Below are 17,765 nucleotides of genomic sequence, written 5' to 3'. Positions count from 1 at the left end.
CCAGATATCTAGGGTAATCTTTTGTGTTTTTAGTTGGGCAACCTACTTGTCAATAAGAGTACTATATATTAGATTATAAGAATATTAAGGAAATACTTGTCTATTTAGTAAATTGAAAAACATATATTAGTTATTGAATATTATGAAACGAATACTCCTAACTATTCTAATTATTGTAGGTATAAGCTTTGCTTCATTTGCACAACGCGGCACCTATACTTATAACGTAGACCCAGATACAAAGCAGGTTTCAAACTTTATCACCAGATATTATTTCACCCACGTCTACTCTGAAAAATTCAATTCAGATCAAAGCTTACGAACAGATCGTGCAAAAATCAATATCTACATACAGGTACTTAGTGATGGTACCGGCAAATTAGTGGAAGACATCAATGGCAACCAAACAGAATTCCTGGTAAGCTCATGTTTTAAACATGAAGACCATTATAAATTTGAAATGACAAACAGTGAGGGAATAGCATGGGTAGGAACTCTGTTTTTGAAGAACAAGAACATAGAGAAATTCAGCCGAGAAAGTGCCAGTGATATTACTGTTTTCTTCTTACCCAATAGCATTCATGTTAAATAAATCATGAGTTACTATCCTTTGTATTCTATACTTTACTTGAATATTTTACACAAGTAAGCAGGGTTGGATAAAGGCCTACAATTTCAATAGGCAACGCATCTCTACTTATTTTGGGTAGCTATTTAGACCATAAATAAAAGAATTCACCCATTTGGGTAGGCCTATTTCCCTTAAGTATTTTCCATTATTTAAGCCTTAGATTAAGTGACGAATTATTTCTTTCCTCAGGAATTTATAGATTATCTGGCATTGCATACTTTGGTAAGGGTGAAGGGTGGAAAAGACGGCCACAAGTTTCTAGAGATCTGGATGGTAGAAGTAGGCGGCAAGGTGTTTGCCAGAAGTTGGTCAAAAAGTAACAGAAGCTGGTTCACAGCCTTTACAGAGCAAGGGGTGGGGCAATTGAAGTTCGGAGACAGGACTATCCCAGTAACGGCTAAACCACTGACCGATGCCCAGATGAACCTTTCAATAGACGAAGCTTACAGAAAGAAGTACACGCAAGCGCATAATTTGGTTTATGTGGATGGAATCACCCAACCAGAGTACCATGCATACACCATGGAGTTCTTTTATGAGGAGTAAGCAACTTTCTAAGAACCAACAAAACCCTTTTTCAGATTAAATAAACCTTCATGAACATGGGAAACACCATCTTAGTATTCATGGGCAACCTTGGCTTCCCTGAATTTATTATACTCCTGATTTTAGTAGGTATTCCGGGGATATTATGGATATGGGCGCTCATAGACTTGCTCACAGGTAGATTCGCGAACAGCATAGAGAAGCTGATTTGGTTGGTAGCGGTCATCTTTATCCCATTTTTGGGAGCTCTTCTCTACATACTTATCGGTAGAAGACAGAAAATAAGAACCGCTAACGTTTAGGGTAAACCATTCTGGCGCTGCACACCTAAAACAAAGGGGATATTCCCTTAAAGAGAATATCCCCTTTGTTTAGAGCCTGTTTTCAGGGAAACGGCCCTAAAGCTTACTCCTGCGTTGCCTGGTCTTTGTTCTTCTTCCCGATGGAGATCAACTGGGGCAGCACCTCCCCGAAGTTATTGACGCCCACCACCTGCCAGTAATCCTCTTTCTGGAGCATGCGCAGTTCCAGCACCAGAGACTCATTGCCGTTCTGGGGCCTTACTTTCAGGCCTACCAGCGCGATGGAATCCTGGCGGTCAATGTGGTCCACACCTTCAAACTCCAATTTAGGTAGCATCTTCTCGTTGATCAGGCGCCCTACCGGCAGCAGCTTGATCACATCGGCTACTTCGGGCACCTTCTGCCCAGACACTGTCTCCAAGCTCTGGATGAGTTGGCTGCGCACAGCCGAGGTGAGTTGCTTTTTCGCTTTTAATCCTTTTCTGAGCAGATTGGCCGCTCCCTGCAGCTCTTCTGGTAATAAATCAACGGCCATGTTCTGGCTTTGCTCTACAATACTGCTGGAGGTGCGCTTAAAGTCTACGTACTTCTGCAGCTTTTCCATGTCTTTGGCTTCCAGGGCCGCCCTAATTTCTACAATGGATGCCTCCGGACCGGTTTTTGCCCGATTGTAGAACCAATACCCGCCGGCACAAAGCACCACCACTACCAAGAGAAGTAAAATCTTTTTCATGTAAGAATGTATAATTAAATCTTGACCAATAATTATGATACAGTGCCTTTTGCTGCAGCAGCAGGCTAGTAATATTACTAAAAAGATTTAACATACCACTATTTACAGAATTCACCTGCAGGGACATGGTTTCTTCCGTGAGATTCTAAGCATATTTTTAGAGAAACAGCCCTTAAACAGCATCGCCCCCTGATAACCTTGTATCAGGGGGCGATGCCAACCTTTTTTTAAAAAAGCTTATACCTGCAAATTAGCTTTTGGTGTACGGAAACTTCTTAGAGGCTTTGCGCATGATGGTAGTGATGATGGAGTTGGTATCGCTACCCAAGCTGCGCGACAGACTTTTCTCGTATTTCCAGAGCAGATCGCCGGAGGCGCCGTCATAGATGTTGATGGCGGTTTTGCCTGAGTTGGTAGCGCCGGAGAAACCTACCGCCAAAGACATGGCCAGGGCCGCGCCGTCAGACATGGGCTTGTCGGTGCTGAAGGTACCGGTGATCACGCCGTCCACACCTAGTACTTTGGACAACTCACCTGGCGTGAAGGTTTTGATATTGGCCGGGGTGATGTTGTTTTTGAGCAGGATGGCATTGGTGGTGGCCGCATCCTGGAAAGCGATGGTGTAGTCGTCTTTGCTGCTCACTTTCAGGAAATAGGTCTGCAGGGCGCTCTGCACGGCCAAACCTTCCTTGACTTCCATCTCCTTGATCTGCTCAGGGGTCATGTTTTTCATCTGGTTCGGACGCAAGCCAATGCTGGTCTCAAAAGGCAGGATAGCCACCATCTTGTGCGATTTGGTAAGGCTGGCAAACGCCGGGTTGGTGTAGATTTCCTTGGTTTGGGCAGTGGCGCTCAAGCTTACCAGCAGGGCCAACAGGACAAATAACAATGAAGTTGATTTCATGATAACTGAGTTTTAGAATGAAGGGTTAATACTTGTTTTTAGGATGAGTTATGAAACTATATTGCAATTACTCTATGTATTAGGCATGACCTTTCCCAAAAGGCATCACTGTGTGGACTACTTCATCTTGACGTAAGGATTTTGCCTGGTGGCTTTGCGCGTAATGGCCTTGATGATGTTGTGGGTATCGCTACCGATGCCTCTGGAAAGGGTCTTGTCATAGCTCCAGAGCAGGTCACCGGAGGCGCCGTCGTAGATCTTCATCATGGTGTTGCCGGAGTTGGTAGGGCCGGCACTGCCCACGTAAGGCGTATAGAGGAACGTGTAGATCGCGACCGCCGCGGCTACGGCAGTAGAGACGGGCTTCTCGGTGGTGAGGGAACCTACCATCACCGCATCCACACCCAGCATCTGGGCCAATTCAGAGGGCAGATAGTTGGGGATTTCCTCCGGCTGGATGTCGTGCTCCTTCAGGATGGCATTGGTTTGGTTCACGTCCTGCACAGCTATCTTCTCGCCGTCTTTGTTCACCTTTTGCAGAAAATGGATCTGAAACGCACTCTGCACCGCTCTGCCGTGCTGCAGTTCCAGGGCGTACAGCTGCTCAGGGGTCATTTTCCGCATCTGGCTCGGGCGCAGGCCCACCTGCACATCGAAGGGCAGAATAGCGATGGTTTTATGGTGTTTGGCCGCCGTCGCAAAAGCAGGGCTCGTGTACATGTTCCTGGAATGGTTACAGCTGCCCAGTCCTACCACTATCATCGTCACGATCACCAGAAGCGCAATTCTCATTTTCTTTTTATAGGTTGATGCTTACTTTAACAAACGCTTTCCTTCTTTGCGGCCCTTCTACCGGAACATTGCCGCAGGGAACAGGTTAGATAACTGTACCCAACTTGCCGGCATGAAACTCCATCTCCAGTTCAAGGTAGCCCAGAACCACCGGGCTATTCTAGAAGGTTTTACAGTAGACCTGTTCAGGGCCCTTTCACCCCCATTCCCCTCGCTAAAAATTTTACGCTTTGATGGAAGTTACCCCGGCGATAGGGTAGAAATAGAACTGCAGGCCGGCCCCATCCGACGCCGCTGGACCAGCCTCATCACCGAGCGGGAGGAAAATGAACGCGAAAGCTGGTTTGTAGACGAGGGCCAGGAACTGCCCGCTCCCTTGACTTTCTGGCGGCACCGGCACCTCATCACCCAGGAAAAAGGGCACAGCATCATCCATGAGCAGATTGAGTTTAGCACCGGCTCCCGTTTGCTGGATGCGCTGGTTTACCCCGTCCTATATGCGCAGTTCTCCATGAGAGGACCGGTGTACCGCCGGTTCTTCGGGAAAGTGGGGTAGGAGGGTTTCAGGGCCGTTTTCAGCAAAACAAACTTAAAACAGCATCAAGTACGAGGAGATTCCTCCAAACTTTTACCCGTGGAACAGGTTATGGTCTGGAAAAAGCGCGAAACTGCGTAGATTGGCGATATGGCAAAAGCAGTAGTAATTGGTTCGGGCATCGGTGGCATCGCGGCGGCTATCAGGCTGGCGGTGAAAGGGTACGCCGTGACGGTGCTGGAAACCAACGCCTCCTTCGGGGGAAAAATGACGCAGTTCACCTTACCGGGTGGCTACCGGTTTGATGCTGGTCCCTCGCTGTTCACGCTGCCGCACCTGGTGGATGAGCTTTTCACGCTGGCCAACCGCAATCCCAAAGACTACTTCAACTACCAGCGCCTGCCCATTGTCACACAGTACTTCTGGCCCGACGGCACGCGCCTCACCGCCCATGCCGCCGCCGATGATTTCGCCCGCGAGGTGGAAACCAAATTGGGCATCCCGCAAAAGCAACTGCACCGACACCTGGAGAAAGTGGCCCGCCTGTACCACGCCACCGCCAATACGTTCCTGCACAAATCGCTGCACAAGCTGGACACCTACCTCAGCCCCGATGTGCTGAAGACGCTGCCAGCCTTGCCCGAGTTGGGCTTGACCACCACCATGCACGCGGCCAACGCCCGCGCCTTCTCAGACCCACGGCTGGTGCAGCTCTTAGACCGCTACGCCACCTACAACGGCTCTGACCCTTACCAAGCCCCCGGCACCCTGAACCTCATTCCGCACCTGGAATTCAACATAGGCGCATTTTACCCGCAGGGCGGCATCTACGCTATTGCGGAGAGCCTGGTGAAGCTGGGGGAGGAGTTGGGCGTGCAGTTCAGGTACAAAGAGCCTGTAACAGAAATCATCACCCAAGGAAGTCGAGCCTCCGGCGTGCGCACGGCGCAGGGAACGTATGCCGCCGAGGTAGTAGTCAGCAACATGGATGTAGTGCCTACCTATCGCAAGCTGCTGCCCCAGCAACCGGCCCCCGAGAGAACCTTGCGGCAACCGCGCAGCAGCTCGGCGCTCATTTATTACTGGGGCATCTCGCGCACCTTTCCCGAGCTGGACCTGCACAACATCTTCTTCAGCCAGGACTACCAGCAGGAGTTCGCACACATCTTCCAGATAGGCACCATTGCCGAGGACCCCACGGTGTACGTGAACATCACCTCCAAATACACCCCAGAAGACGCGCCCGCCGGGCACGAGAACTGGTTTGTGATGGTGAACGTGCCGCACAATGCCGGCCAAAACTGGGAAGAACTCATCCAGCAGACGCGGCAGCAGGTAATCAGAAAAATAAGCCAAGCTTTGGGTGTGGACTTGGAAGCGCTGATCACGGTGGAGAAGGTCTGGGACCCCCGCGGCATTGAAGCCGATACCTCTTCTTTTGCCGGTGCCTTGTACGGCAGTTCCTCCAACAATAGGATGGCGGCTTTCCTGCGGCACCCCAATTTCACCAATAAACTCAAAGGCCTGTATTTTGTAGGCGGCAGCGTTCACCCGGGTGGCGGCATTCCGCTGTGTCTGTTATCCGCCAAGATAGCGGCCGATTTGGTGCCAGTGACGAGCGCTGAGGTGCAGGCCTGAGGCAGGATTTCCGTTTGAAGCTCCTTTTCTGAAAACAGGCTGAAATCTGGCTTCGGACCTTGAAGATTACCCTAGGCTACGAGTGGTTTTTCTGGGGCAATTGTTGTTCTTTGCAGACACTGTACTATAAATCCGTCACCCTAAAACGCATCCAGAAACTGCTTGAGAACGCCTTTTGCTTCATCGGTTCGGCAGGCGCTGCCCGTGGTGCTTCCCTTTGCGGGGCTCATGGCGTGGCTCACGTGGTATGTGCAGGATAATGGCTTCTTCTGGGACAGTATTCTGCTGGCCTCTAAATACGGGCAGTGGTACTATCAGACCCAGTTCACCACCTTGTTTGTGCCGGAGCAGCTGGCGGGCTATCCGCCGCTCTTCGGGATGTATTTGGCGGCGGGCTGGCATCTCTTCGGGAAAACCGTGTCGGTGAGCCACTTCCTCATGCTGCCTTTCCTGCTGGGCATTGTATGGCAGGTGTATCTGCTAGTCCGGCGGTTCCTGCCTACTCCCTGGGTGTTCCTGGGCATGCTCCTCATCTTTCTGGACCCAACGCTGCTGGCCCAAAGCGCACAGGTGGCCCCAGACATCGTGCTGCTGTTTTTCTACCTGGTGTGCCTCAACGCCATGTTACAGCATAGGCCTATGCTCCTTGCCGTGGCACTGGCGTTCATGGCCATCCACACCCCCCGAAGCCAGATTATGCTGGTGGCGGTGTTCCTCACGCATCTGCTGCTGCTTTGGCAGGATAACGGCAAACTGGCTTTACAGATGGTGGGCAAAATGCTTCTGCCGTACGTGCCCGCGGGTTTGCTGCTGCTTCTCTGGCTGTGGCTGCATTACCGGCATTTCGGGTGGGTGGGGTACGCGCCTTCCTCAGACTGGAGCACGTATGCGGGCATTGTCAGCGCCCAGGAATTTGCCCGCAATCTGTTTCTGATCAATTGGCGATTGATTGATTTCGGGCGGGTGGGTCTGTGGCTTACGGGACTTATTTTGCTCTGGCGGATACGGAACGAGTTTTCCCAAGACACCAAGGAATTGCTCATTCTGTTGCTGGTCCCCTTAATGACCTTGATTGCGGTACTGGTGTGGTTTACCAATCCCATCGGGCACCGGTACTGGCTGGTGGTCTATGTCTTGCTTGGGCTGCTGGCCGTCCATCTGCTGGACCACGTGCTGACGCGGCGGGTAGGGCTTACGGTGTACCTGATTCTGGCCGCGAGCCTGGTCAGCGGGCACTTCTGGGTGTACCCCGAGCGAGTGGCCAAAGGCTGGGATGCCACGCTGGCCCACTTGCCGTACTTTGACCTCCGCCGCCAGATGATCACCTACCTGGATGAACAGCAGATTCCGTGGCAGGAGGTAGGCAGCGATTTCCCTAACCTGGCCGCCCCCGCAGATACTGACCTCACCCATGACTTCCGGCGGTTCCCGGCCAAGGACCTCACCCGGCAGACCTACATCTTCTACTCCAATGTGTTCAACGGCTTCAATGACTATGAACTGGCCGAGTTAAGGCACCATTGGGTGGTTATCCATGAGGTGAAGAAAGGGCAGGTCTACATGCGGATTTACCGGAAAAAGAAAGCCCTATACCACCATCAGTAAACAGCATTTTCCATTTGCAGTACACCTTCTGTTTAGGGGCTATTTTTGCAAAATCGGTTTATAAATGGCTGTGGATAACCCCTGTATTTTCTTCTTTTCTCAGGGTCATAATCCAGATTATACCTACTGATGATCAGCGATATACTAGTCTCCAAAGCGAATTATCTGAGATACAGAATAACCTTTATCCACTTTTGGCAAGGCTTTGTTCTTATCTGAAAAGTGTTATATTTGTTTACCCCCTAACCCTGTAAACGGCCCCAGAAAATGACCAAGGACGAGCTCTTACGCACGGCCATGCGCTCCTTCTCTGCCAATGGAGTCAAAGACTTAACAGAGCGGCAGCTCATGCAGAACTTTGGTTTATCTGTGGAGGATTTCAACGAGTCTTTCACCGATAAAGAAGACTTCCTGCGCCAGGCCGTGGAGCTTTACCTCTCTGAGCAGAAAGAGATCCAAGACAAGCTTCTGTTGGAGGTGGACCATTCCATTGGCAAGATCATGCAGGTCATTAAACAGCACGTGGGGCAGTTGCAGCAGATCAATCCCAGCTTCTTTGTCCAGATTCAGTACCTGTACCCGCGCATCTGGACCCTGTACCTGCGCCACGCCCAGATGCATTCTTATTACCTGTTCTATGACTTACTGAACAAAGGCATTCAGCAGCAGGTTTTCCGGCCCGATCTCAACATTGAGGTGGTCACCAAAGTGTTGCTGGAGCAGATCAATATCCTTTTGAACCAATCCCTTTTTCCGCCCCACCGCTACAATTTATCTGAGGTGTTCAGGGGCATTTTCCTGTATTACCTCAAAGGCATCTCCACCGAGAAAGGCAACAAAGAACTGGAGAACTTTTTCTCTAGCTTCACGCTTTAGCCTTTGGCCGGTTTTTTGTGCATTTCCGCGGAAAGTACTTATATCTGCTAGAAAAGAAAGTAATATCTTTGCGTTTCGTAAAACATTGAACCGCGCGCCATTATCTGGTTTTAACCCGATTTTTCAGACTATAGATGACATATATCTGCTAGAAAAGAAAGTAATATCTTTGCGTTTCGTAAAACATTGAACCGCGCGCCATTATCTGGTTTTAACCCGATTTTTCAGACTATAGATGACATTTAAGCAAACCGTTTTACAGGAAGTACTCAATCTTTTCAGGCAGGAGGGCGTGGCCCACCTCAGCGAGAAGGAGATCCTGGACCGTGTTGATATTTCTTCGGCCACTTTCCGGGAGTTTTTCAAGGGAATGGAAGATCTGGTCACCCAGGTGGTGCAATATGATTTGGAATCCCGTAAGCAGGACCATGAGCGCATTTTCGCGGGGGAACCCAGCCCCTTGCGGCGGTTGCTGCTGGTGGTGAAACTGGGCCTTGACACGCTGCGTGCCTCGCAGCCCACGGTGCTCATGGAAATCCAGCAGACCTACCCAACGGCCTGGAACCTGTATTGGAACCACTCCAATGACTATACCACGCACCTGCTGTATAACCTGCTCAACGCGGGCGTGCTGCAGAAAGAATTCCGGCAGGACCTAAACATCCAATTGGTGACCAAGATCATGCTGGAGCAGTTGGGCCTCATTGTGAACCCCTTGACGTTCCCGCCAGACAGGTTTGACATCTCTGAGGTTTTCCGGAGTGTATTCCTGTACTACATACGCGGCATCTGCACGGAGGAAGCCATGAAAACCGCCGAGGACTTTTTCTCCAAGCTGAAGTAAACCCGTTTTAAATACTATTTAACAAAAAAGCCTGCTAAATGACGTTAGCAGGCTTTTTTAGTTCTATGGGCAACACTGCCATCTTAGCTGATGGAGATGCGCACCTTTTGGGTGAACTCGCGCAGGGCGGTTTTGAAATCAGTGTTATGGTCGCCCATGTGGTTCAGGATCCAGATGGCACCAAATACGTGGGTCAGTTTCTCGCCTTCGTCGGCGCCTTCAATCTCAAAGGCGGGCGTTTCTTCGTTGATTAGTTGCTCCTCGGCTTCGCGCAGGCTGTCAATGGTCTGCGTCTCCACCAGTTTCTTAATGGCTGGTATCTTCATGGGAAAATTAGGCTAGTTTACGAACCATTTCGGTTACAAAATCTTCTTTGCTGGTGGCAGCGCCTTCCACCAATTCGCCGTTCTTGAACACCGCGAAGAAAGGCAGGTTGGTTACGCCGGCCAGTTTGCGGGCCTCGGGGCTGGTCTCCGCGTTCACATCCACGAAAGCCACGTTCGCAAACTCCTCGTTGCCAGACATGCGCTTGAACTTAGGGGAAAACAGACGGCAGTTGCCGCACCAATCGGCGAAATACTTCACCACCACGCGCTCGTTATTTTTGAGCACATCCTGGAAATCTGTATCGGTAGCTTGAATAATAGCCATACTCTTAAAAATGTAGGTACATTAAAAAATCAAATCCTCCGCAAATTTAACGCTTTTAGCCTCTTTTTCAGAAATAAAGCCCAAAATACGCCTGCCACTTTTATTATGTAAAAGACCGAAGTAAATTACGTTGTCTCTGGAAAGCACCGGTGGCTCCCAAGCGCAGGTGTTTTTCCCAGGCCTTAATCCTTCTTGCTGTATGTCATTCCACCGTTTCCCTAAAAGCTTTTTCTTTCTGCTGCTGGCCCTGGCAGGCCTTTTGGCTGCCTTTGCGCCGCCGGCCTGGCAACAGAACGAGGTCATCAACCGGGTAGTAGCCAAACTGACCACGCTGCACGCCAAATACCCGCAGGAGAAAGTGTACCTGCACCTGGACAAACCGTATTACGCCGCCGGCGAGGACATCTGGTTCAAGGCGTACCTGGTCAACGCGCATGACCACGTGCCCAATGACATGAGCAAAGTACTGTACGTAGAGCTGATCACCCCAGACAACACGTTCTACAAAACCAGTGTGGTGCGGCTGGACAAAGGCAAAGGAAACGGCGATTTCGCGCTGCCCGATGACATGCCCGAGGGGACCTACCGCTTACGTGCCTACACCAGCTGGATGCAGAACTTTGACGAGGCCTACTTCTTCCACCAGAACATCACCGTCTGGAGTCCCCGCAAAAACGACGTAGTCACCACCACCGCTTTCACCTTCAAGCCCCAACCCTCCGGCGATTCTGTTCTGGTGAACCTTCGCCTGCAAAACTACGGGGCAAAGCCTTTGGCGCAAACCACCTTTTCCTACTCTACCAACTTCGATAAAAAAGGAGGCACCAAAAAGGCCACCACCTCCACCGAGGGGAAAACCTTCCTGCGTTTGTTCTTGCCGCACGATGAAACCACAAGCCCCAAAATCTTCCTGGCCATAGAACAGCAAGCCGGCAACCTGAACCGCACCATTGCCATTCCCATGCCCAAAGAGCAGTTAGATGTGCAATTCTTCCCCGAAGGCGGCAACCTGGTAGCTGGCCTCTGGAACATGGTAGGCTTCAAAGCAGTGGATGCCAACGGTCTGGGCAAAGATGTGCAAGGCGCCATTTACAACCAGCAGGGCCAGAAAGTAGTGGACTTCAAGGCGCTCAAATTTGGGATGGGCCGGGTAGGCTTTATCCCCGAGGCCAACCAACAGTACACGGCCCGCATCACGGCCCCCAAAGGCATAGCGAAGGAATACCCGCTGCCGGTTCCGCAGAAAAAGGGCTTTGTTTTCTCAGTAGACAGCAAAACGGGGCCTAATATCAGGGTCAAATTTTATAGCCTGGGCTTTAAGCAGGACAGCGTGGGCAAACCCAAATCCTTGCACCTGGTGGCCCAGGTACGGGGTGAGGTCTTGTACGCAGCCTCTAGCCCGGTTGCGCAGGAGGTTTTCCAGATGGAAGTGCCCAAAAGCAAGTTCCCCTCAGGCCTGGTGCAGTTCACGGTCTTCTCTGAGACCGGTGAGCCCCTGGGCGAGCGGCTGGTGTTTGTGAACCACGCTCCGCAGGTACAGATGACCCTCACGCCAGACAAGCCTGCCTACAAACCCCGCGAGAAAGTGACGATGCAACTGCAGGCGAAGGACGAGACCGGTGCCCCTGTGGCCGGCAACTTCTCCCTAGCCATCACCGACCAGAAAACCGTCACCCCTTCACCGCACGCGGCTAATCTGATGTCTTACCTGCTTCTCAGCTCAGACCTGAAAGGCCACGTGGAAGAACCCTCGTATTACTTCAGCTCAGCTGCGCCCGAGGTGGTGCTCGCTCTGGATAACCTGCTGCTCACCCAAGGCTGGCGCCGGTTTGTCTGGAAGGAAATCCTGCAGGATAAGTTTCCACAGCTGCAGTACCGTGCCGAGCGGGACTTATACGTGAGCGGTACGGTTACCAAAATCACCGGCCAGCCGGATGCCTACTCAGACATCATGCTCATGAACGGCAACAACCCCATGGCCACCATCAAACTGCAGACCGATGACCGGGGAAGGTTCCAGTTCAGCCTGGCCAGCTTCCCGGATACCTCTACCATCACGGTTCAGTCGGCCAAAGGGGTGGCCAGCGCCTTTGTGGAATTAGACAACAACCTGCCGCAAATCCAAGCCTTCCCACAGGTGCCGTATGAACCAATCCCGGCGCCGTATTCCAATGAAGTATGGGCGTACCTGCAGCGCAACCGCGAGCAGCTGAAACTGGACCAGTTCTCCGGAAAGAGCGGCATTATGCTGCAGCAGGTGAACGTGCGCGGGAAGAAGCAGGAGGAATTCAAACCCGCTGCTGGAAGCCTGCACTCCACCGCCGATAGGGTGTTGAGAGGATCTGAACTTCCGCGTGGCATGGACATCATACAAGGCTTGCAGGGACGGGTAGCCGGCTTGCAGGTGAGCAACGGCATGGTGAGCATGCGGGGTGGAGGACAGCCGCTGTTTCTGCTGGACGGTACCCAAACAGATGCCTCCTTTATCCAATCCTTAAACCCCAGCCAGGTAGAGGCCGTGGAGATATTGAAACCGGGTGCTTCCTCGGCTATGTACGGTTCCCGCGGCGGAAACGGGGTCATTGCCATCACCACCAAAAGAGGACCCGACAAAAGCGACAAACCCGGCACATCAGGGAAAATGCCGGGCATGGCTACCTACCAGGGGCTGTACTTCCAGAAAGCGCGTGAATTCTACCTGCCCCGTTATGACAAGCCAGATACCAGTAACGTGGTCATGCCAGACCTGCGCACCACGCTTGTCTGGAGCCCGAACATTAAGACCGATGCCACCGGTAAAGCCGAGATCACCTTCTTCACCGCCGACCAGAAATCTACTTACCGGGCTGTTCTGGAAGGCATGACGCCTACCGGAAAATTGGGGTATCTGACCACCACGTTCCAGGTGAAATAAGGTTTTTGCCTCATTTTGGAGAAACCGAGGCAAAACAGGTTACCTATCGTTTTTATTGAGATTTGGCAGAATCGGGCTTACTCCCGAAGAACCCACCTCGGCCCCTTCTAGAAGGCTTGGTCTTAAGGGTGATGTGCTCAATGATTTTCTTGCGCGGGAAAGAGATGGTCCAGACGCCCCTTACCTGACCTTCCTCAAACCCGTCGGGCTGACCCTGTGCTGAGAACACCCGCAGTTGATCCAGGGTGGAGGAGGTGTAATCTAGCAGGCTGGGTTCATCGCAACTGGCGCAGTTCCTTCTCCTGATCTCAATAGGACGCTGGTATTGGAAAAGGCCCTCTCGTACCTGAAGTTCCACGTGCGGCACCGGTTTTCCGGCCTCGGAAAGAAGCTGGTTCTGAGTCAGGAACTGTTTGGCCTCGTTCTCAGAGCTAAAAGCCTGCCGGGTTAAGGTGGCGTTGTAGCGTTGCAGGATGCTGTTCACCGTAGGCAGTTTGTCTGGTTGGGCCACAAACAAGGCCTGCTCTTTGGGCTGGCTCTCGGCTAACTGCAGAAAAGCGCCCTCCACCAACCTGATAATGGTATCGCCGGCTAGCAGGGCCTGCTTTTCCATGTCTTCCTGCGTGATGCGCTTCACCTTATGGCGTTCGGCCTCCACGGCCATTTCCTTGCCTCGCTCCAATTTCTCCGGCTCACAGGCCCACGTGAAAAAGCTAAGCGCCAGCAGGACGAAATATGACTTCTGTTTTATCATGGGTATTATTGTAAACCAACGCCTCAGGCGCCTTACAGACGGCAAAGATGGGGCTTGATTGGCTTATACACAACGTACGGTTTCTTGCTCTAGGGAGTTAACAGAAAAGCTTTGGGCTTAAGGTGAGTTTTTGCTGCGTTTTTGAGGAAACAGGCCTTAAGGGATTTAGGTAGGCTCCCGGCTCATTCGTCGTCACTTTGATGAGTATTGGTGATGGTTCGTTTTTGCAACTATTATTATATCTCTTTCTCTGGTTCAAGTTTTCAACTTGGACCTACCATGGTCTGCAGTTTGCAACTGCAGTGAGGCGTCAGCCTCAAAGGCACTTTGGAGGTAGTTACTTCCTACTTCCTTCCTTACCAAGCCTCAGGACTGCAGTCGCGGTCTGCGGGTGTTTGTCACTTTTCTCCTTGATGAGAAAAGTAACCAAAAGAATCAAGAACCCTCAAACTCGCTGACGCTCGGACAGTGAGGCTTCAGTTAAGATATCACCTGGCTAAAGCTATCTGTTTTATAGTCAACGCAGGCCACTGCCATTCGGACAGTTCCTCCGTGCGGCAGGCCGTGCCTCGGCCTCACTGTAGGCCTTCGCCCCGGCCTGCCGCAGGAAACAGATTGCTGTGGCGTTAGGTTGGGTAATTTGGTCATGTAGAGACCAGGCACTGCCTTGTCTCAAACGGGTCTTCCACGATAACCAATAGCTATCTGCAAGGGCACCCACAAGAGGTGTTCCTACTAGTTACCAGTCATGAGTATAGACAATTGCATGAACTCCGGACGCTACGAGGTCTTTTGAGCAAATGCTACTACTAAGGGGAATGAAGCTGACATGGACGCCGTTGTTGGTGTTATCACCAACAACCAGAACTGCGGCTCAACTACTTCCTGACGCATTCCAGAATTCCCCTCCTCGAAGGGGTAGGGTGGGTTCACGCTTCCCTTGCATTTCCTCAAAAACAGCCCTAAAACAGAAGCAAAAGAAAAGCCCGCTGCATGGGCAACGGGCTTTTGGGAACCAAGAAGGTTTCTCTGGCTTACTTGTTCTGCAATACTACGGGCTCTCCCAAGCCCAGGTCTTTGAGGCCCGCTAATTGGGTTTTGGCGTCGCCCACCACTACGTAGACCATTTTGCTAGGGTCAATGTAGTTGTTGATAAGGCTCTTGGCCTGGGTGTAGCTCAGGTTCTGGATAGCGGACTCGTTCTGCTTGATATAATCCAGGGGCAGGTTGTAGGTGCTGATGTTTTCCAGCAAGCCTACCAGGCTGCCTAGGGTTTCGTAGCTCAGCGCAGTCTCCTTGATCAAGGCGCCTTTGGTCGTGGCTAGGTCCTGCTCGGTGTAGCTGGTGCCGTAGGTTTTCAGGATCTCATCTAGGGTCTGCAATGATTCCTTCGTGACGTTCGTGCGCACGCTGGAAGAGGCGGCAAACATGCCAGGCGCGGTTGGACGGCGCGAGAAGCCCGATCCGGCCCCGTAGGTGTACCCTTTCTGCAGACGCAGCACGTTGAACAGGGTAGAGGCCGAGCCGGCACCCAGTTTGTGGTTGATGGCCTGCAAGGCGGCGTAATCCGGAGAACCGACTGGTACGGCCAGGTAACCGGCGTAAATCACCGATTGCTTCGCGTCTGGCTGGTCTATGAAGTACAGACGGGCGGCAGGTTTATTAGTAGCGGTGATGGGCGTAGGCAGGCTGACGTTTTTAGCGGCCCATTTCTGCTCTAGACCCGTCAAGGCTTTAGCTACCTCGGCCTGCTTCACGTTCCCGGCCACCTGGAAACTGGCGATGCTCGGCGAGAAGTTCTTCTGGTAGTAATCTTTCAAGTCCTGCAGCGTGATGCCCTGCACCGTTTCCATCGTCCCGATGGTTGGGTAGGCAAAGCGGCTGTTCTCGCCGTACAACACTTTGTTGAAGGCCAGGGAAGCGATGCTGCCCGGGTTGGCCTGGTTCTGCTTGATCTGGTTCAGCTTGGCCTGTTTGGCTTTGGCAAACTCGGCTTCGTCCCAGCGTGGCTCCAGCAGAATCTCCTCCACCAGTTTCATCACCTGCGGAAAGTTGCGAGAAAGCGTGTTGCCCGAGATGGTGATGTCTTCTGAAGACGAGTTCACGTTGATGAAGGCGCCTAGCTGCCCAATGGCTTCCTCCAGCTGTTGCGGCGTCTTGTTTTTGGTACCTTCCATGAGCATGGCGTCTACCAGCGAGGCGGTTCCTATCTTCTTAGAATCATCCAGCTGCATACCGCCTTTGATCTGGATGCTGAACTGCACCAGCGGCAATTCGGTCTGCTCTATGCCGTACACTTTCATGCCGTTCTTAAGCTGCGAGGTCCAGATGGCGGGGGCTTTGAAGCTGAAGTTTTTGCTCAGCTCGGGCATCTTGCTGCGGTCAATTTTAGACGGCGTTTTCGCAAAGGTAGTCGGTTCCTTGCCAGTGTTGGCTCCTTCGGCGCCAGCCACCACTTTCTCTTCCACTACCTCGGCTTTCACGGCACCTTTCAGCGCTAGATCTTCCTGGCCTTTGGGCACGAAGCTGGTAGCCACGTACGGTTTGCCCTTGATGTACTTACGGTACACGTTCATGATGTCCTGCGCGGTCACAGCCTGAGTCATGGCAATGTCTTTCTTCGCGAAGCTGGGGTCCCCGGCAAACTCGTTGTACTGGGCCAGTTGGAAAGCCTTGTTCAGGAGGCTGGAGATACCGTTGTACAAAGCAGTTTCCTGGCGGATTTTCAGACGCTCCAGTTCTTTCTCGTTCACGCCTTCTTTCTCAAACTTGTCAAAAGCGGCGAACACGGCGGCCTGTACCTCGTCCAAATCCTTCTTATCAAAGGCACGCACCCGCACCCGGAAGGTACCGGCAATCTCGGCTGATGATTGGCCGGCGGAGGCACCCGGCGCCAGTTTCTTCTCTTCCACAATGATGCGCTCAAAGGGCGAGTTCTTGCCATCAGACAAGAGGCTGCCCAGCATGTCCAGGGCGTAAGAGTCTTTGTGGTACTGTTCTACCGTAGGGTACACCATAGTAAGCTCCGGCAGGTTGGCGAAGTTATCCACGTGGAATAACGACTTGGTAGCCGCCAGTTTGACTGGCATTGGGGTTAAAGGCTTCACCGCAGGCCTAGGCTTCAGTTCTCCGAAATACTTCTCTACCAGCTTCTTTGCATCGGCGGTTTCAAAGTCTCCGGTAAGTACCAGCGTGGCGTTATTCACACCGTACCACTGTTCATAAAACTCCTTTACATCATCTAAGGTAGCGTTCTGGAGGTCTTCCAGCGACCCAATCACCTCCCAGTTGTACGGGTGACTGGCTGGGTACAGGTTCTTCAAAATCACGTAGTTGGTGTGTCCGTAAGGCTGGTTATCCACACGCTGGCGCTTCTCGTTTTTCACCACCTGCTTCTCGTTCTCCAGGCCCCACTCGCTAACAGTATTGATGAAGAAGCCCATTCGGTCAGACTCCATCCAGAGGATTCTCTCCAACGCATCCTTGGGAACCACCTCGTAATACACGGTCCCATCGGTGAAGGTACCGCCGTTGAACGTGCCACCAATCTGGTTTACGCCTTTGATGAAGTTGCCCTTGCCCACGTTCTCTGAGTTCTGGAACAGCATGTGCTCAAAGAAGTGCGCAAAACCCGTACGGCCCGGTTTTTCGCGGTTAGAGCCTACGTGGTACATGATGGCCACTGCCACCTTCGGGTCTGATTTGTCTTGGTGCAACACCACCTCCAGGCCGTTGGCCAGCTTGTACTTCTCAGACTTCAGATCGAATTGCGGGGTAGCGGCGGAGGATTTGGCCGTGGCTTTGGCGGCAGGTTTCTTAGCGGCCTGCGCCCACACGCTTTGGGCAGGGCTCACGGCCATACTGCCCAGCAAGACAGATAAGCACGCTACTTTTAGTCTTCTGTTCATGGTAAGGGAAAAGGGTTTGTTCTCTCGTTTAATTGGGGCCACTAACGACCCGTTTATTAGTAGGGGAAAATAGATATTTATTACAGCCAACATCTTCCTTTTCCTTGTAGGTTTCCTTTCTGTTTTAGGCCT

The 17,765-nt window shown here is 51.9% G+C and carries 16 protein-coding genes; 9 read left to right on the top strand and 7 right to left on the bottom strand.

The annotated features are described in order from the left end of the window. The first annotated feature begins 142 nt into the window (after nt 1-142). The 3 genes from FOA19_RS07310 to FOA19_RS07300 all read left to right on the top strand — a co-directional run bounded on the left by FOA19_RS07310 (nt 143) and on the right by FOA19_RS07300 (nt 1,479). Nucleotides 143-592 carry a hypothetical protein gene (locus FOA19_RS07310; protein WP_149090085.1) on the top strand — a complete coding sequence of 150 codons (450 nt, stop codon included), beginning with the start codon at nt 143-145 and terminating at the stop codon, nt 590-592. A 204-nt stretch (nt 593-796) separates the two neighbouring features. Beyond that, nucleotides 797-1,177, top strand: coding sequence for a DUF2255 family protein (locus FOA19_RS07305; protein WP_223808770.1), 381 nt, complete (start codon nt 797-799; stop codon nt 1,175-1,177). A gap of 56 nt (nt 1,178-1,233) precedes the next feature. Beyond that, nucleotides 1,234-1,479 carry a PLD nuclease N-terminal domain-containing protein gene (locus FOA19_RS07300; RefSeq protein WP_190300312.1) on the top strand — a complete coding sequence of 82 codons (246 nt, stop codon included), beginning with the start codon at nt 1,234-1,236 and terminating at the stop codon, nt 1,477-1,479. Nucleotides 1,480-1,582: 103 nt separating this feature from the next. Here the strand turns inward: FOA19_RS07300 and FOA19_RS07295 are convergent, their stop codons facing one another. From FOA19_RS07295 to FOA19_RS07285, 3 genes are all read right to left on the bottom strand, one after another. Continuing rightward, nucleotides 1,583-2,212, bottom strand: a complete 630-nt coding sequence (locus FOA19_RS07295) for a DUF2939 domain-containing protein (protein WP_149090083.1) — start codon at nt 2,210-2,212, stop codon at nt 1,583-1,585. Between the two features lie 250 nt (nt 2,213-2,462). Then, nucleotides 2,463-3,116: a hypothetical protein gene (locus FOA19_RS07290; RefSeq protein WP_149090082.1), complete on the bottom strand. Its 654-nt coding sequence runs from the start codon at nt 3,114-3,116 to the stop codon at nt 2,463-2,465. A gap of 117 nt (nt 3,117-3,233) precedes the next feature. Further along, nucleotides 3,234-3,908 (bottom strand): hypothetical protein, encoded by a 675-nt coding sequence (locus tag FOA19_RS07285; RefSeq protein WP_149090081.1) that lies wholly within the window; start codon nt 3,906-3,908, stop codon nt 3,234-3,236. 112 nt (nt 3,909-4,020) lie between these two features. On the opposite strand from FOA19_RS07285, the gene FOA19_RS07280 reads away from it, so the two are divergent. The 5 genes from FOA19_RS07280 to FOA19_RS07260 all read left to right on the top strand — a co-directional run bounded on the left by FOA19_RS07280 (nt 4,021) and on the right by FOA19_RS07260 (nt 9,406). Further along, nucleotides 4,021-4,464 carry an SRPBCC family protein gene (locus tag FOA19_RS07280; RefSeq protein WP_149090080.1) on the top strand — a complete coding sequence of 148 codons (444 nt, stop codon included), beginning with the start codon at nt 4,021-4,023 and terminating at the stop codon, nt 4,462-4,464. A gap of 129 nt (nt 4,465-4,593) precedes the next feature. Beyond that, on the top strand, nt 4,594-6,081 hold the full coding sequence (crtD, locus tag FOA19_RS07275; RefSeq protein ID WP_149090079.1) for a 1-hydroxycarotenoid 3,4-desaturase CrtD: 1,488 nt from the start codon (nt 4,594-4,596) through the stop codon (nt 6,079-6,081). A gap of 162 nt (nt 6,082-6,243) precedes the next feature. Further along, on the top strand, nt 6,244-7,686 hold the full coding sequence (locus tag FOA19_RS07270) for a hypothetical protein (RefSeq protein ID WP_149090078.1): 1,443 nt from the start codon (nt 6,244-6,246) through the stop codon (nt 7,684-7,686). A 267-nt stretch (nt 7,687-7,953) separates the two neighbouring features. Further along, on the top strand, nt 7,954-8,562 hold the full coding sequence (locus tag FOA19_RS07265; protein WP_149090077.1) for a TetR/AcrR family transcriptional regulator: 609 nt from the start codon (nt 7,954-7,956) through the stop codon (nt 8,560-8,562). A gap of 235 nt (nt 8,563-8,797) precedes the next feature. Next, nucleotides 8,798-9,406, top strand: coding sequence for a TetR/AcrR family transcriptional regulator (locus tag FOA19_RS07260; RefSeq protein ID WP_149090076.1), 609 nt, complete (start codon nt 8,798-8,800; stop codon nt 9,404-9,406). A gap of 83 nt (nt 9,407-9,489) precedes the next feature. Here the strand turns inward: FOA19_RS07260 and FOA19_RS07255 are convergent, their stop codons facing one another. After that, on the bottom strand, nt 9,490-9,732 hold the full coding sequence (locus FOA19_RS07255; RefSeq protein WP_123127022.1) for a DUF6952 family protein: 243 nt from the start codon (nt 9,730-9,732) through the stop codon (nt 9,490-9,492). Nucleotides 9,733-9,739: 7 nt separating this feature from the next. Beyond that, entirely contained in the window at nt 9,740-10,057 is a 318-nt protein-coding gene (locus FOA19_RS07250) for a thioredoxin family protein (RefSeq protein ID WP_149090075.1), read from the bottom strand. A gap of 199 nt (nt 10,058-10,256) precedes the next feature. On the opposite strand from FOA19_RS07250, the gene FOA19_RS07245 reads away from it, so the two are divergent. Next, nucleotides 10,257-12,971 carry a TonB-dependent receptor plug domain-containing protein gene (locus tag FOA19_RS07245; RefSeq protein WP_149090074.1) on the top strand — a complete coding sequence of 905 codons (2,715 nt, stop codon included), beginning with the start codon at nt 10,257-10,259 and terminating at the stop codon, nt 12,969-12,971. 52 nt (nt 12,972-13,023) lie between these two features. Here FOA19_RS07245 and FOA19_RS07240 read toward each other — a convergent pair whose 3' ends face one another. Both FOA19_RS07240 and FOA19_RS07235 read right to left on the bottom strand, forming a co-directional pair. Further along, nucleotides 13,024-13,725, bottom strand: a complete 702-nt coding sequence (locus tag FOA19_RS07240) for a hypothetical protein (RefSeq protein ID WP_149090073.1) — start codon at nt 13,723-13,725, stop codon at nt 13,024-13,026. Nucleotides 13,726-14,759: 1,034 nt separating this feature from the next. Then, a complete protein-coding gene (locus FOA19_RS07235) occupies nt 14,760-17,633 on the bottom strand; it encodes a M16 family metallopeptidase (RefSeq protein WP_190300311.1) in 2,874 nt (957 codons plus the stop codon). Between the last annotated feature and the right edge of the window lie 132 nt (nt 17,634-17,765).

This window comes from Rufibacter hautae (assembly GCF_008271695.1).
GTDB lineage: Bacteria > Bacteroidota > Bacteroidia > Cytophagales > Hymenobacteraceae > Nibribacter > Nibribacter hautae.
Note: the sequence above shows the minus strand (reverse complement) of the source record. Positions and strands in the feature narration are given on the sequence as shown.

Excerpts from the sequence above, each read along its gene's own strand:
- FOA19_RS07290 (WP_149090082.1), bottom strand. The coding sequence starts at position 3,116 with ATGAAATCAACTTCATTGTTATTTGTCCTGTTGGCCCTGCTGGTAAGC.
- FOA19_RS07240 (WP_149090073.1), bottom strand. The coding sequence starts at position 13,725 with ATGATAAAACAGAAGTCATATTTCGTCCTGCTGGCGCTTAGCTTTTTC.
- FOA19_RS07255 (WP_123127022.1), bottom strand. The coding sequence starts at position 9,732 with ATGAAGATACCAGCCATTAAGAAACTGGTGGAGACGCAGACCATTGAC.
- FOA19_RS07280 (WP_149090080.1), top strand. The coding sequence starts at position 4,021 with ATGAAACTCCATCTCCAGTTCAAGGTAGCCCAGAACCACCGGGCTATT.
- FOA19_RS07300 (WP_190300312.1), top strand. The coding sequence starts at position 1,234 with ATGGGAAACACCATCTTAGTATTCATGGGCAACCTTGGCTTCCCTGAA.
- FOA19_RS07265 (WP_149090077.1), top strand. The coding sequence starts at position 7,954 with ATGACCAAGGACGAGCTCTTACGCACGGCCATGCGCTCCTTCTCTGCC.
- FOA19_RS07310 (WP_149090085.1), top strand. The coding sequence starts at position 143 with ATGAAACGAATACTCCTAACTATTCTAATTATTGTAGGTATAAGCTTT.
- FOA19_RS07235 (WP_190300311.1), bottom strand. The coding sequence starts at position 17,633 with ATGAACAGAAGACTAAAAGTAGCGTGCTTATCTGTCTTGCTGGGCAGT.
- FOA19_RS07295 (WP_149090083.1), bottom strand. The coding sequence starts at position 2,212 with ATGAAAAAGATTTTACTTCTCTTGGTAGTGGTGGTGCTTTGTGCCGGC.
- crtD (WP_149090079.1), top strand. The coding sequence starts at position 4,594 with ATGGCAAAAGCAGTAGTAATTGGTTCGGGCATCGGTGGCATCGCGGCG.
- FOA19_RS07245 (WP_149090074.1), top strand. The coding sequence starts at position 10,257 with ATGTCATTCCACCGTTTCCCTAAAAGCTTTTTCTTTCTGCTGCTGGCC.
- FOA19_RS07260 (WP_149090076.1), top strand. The coding sequence starts at position 8,798 with ATGACATTTAAGCAAACCGTTTTACAGGAAGTACTCAATCTTTTCAGG.
- FOA19_RS07250 (WP_149090075.1), bottom strand. The coding sequence starts at position 10,057 with ATGGCTATTATTCAAGCTACCGATACAGATTTCCAGGATGTGCTCAAA.
- FOA19_RS07285 (WP_149090081.1), bottom strand. The coding sequence starts at position 3,908 with ATGAGAATTGCGCTTCTGGTGATCGTGACGATGATAGTGGTAGGACTG.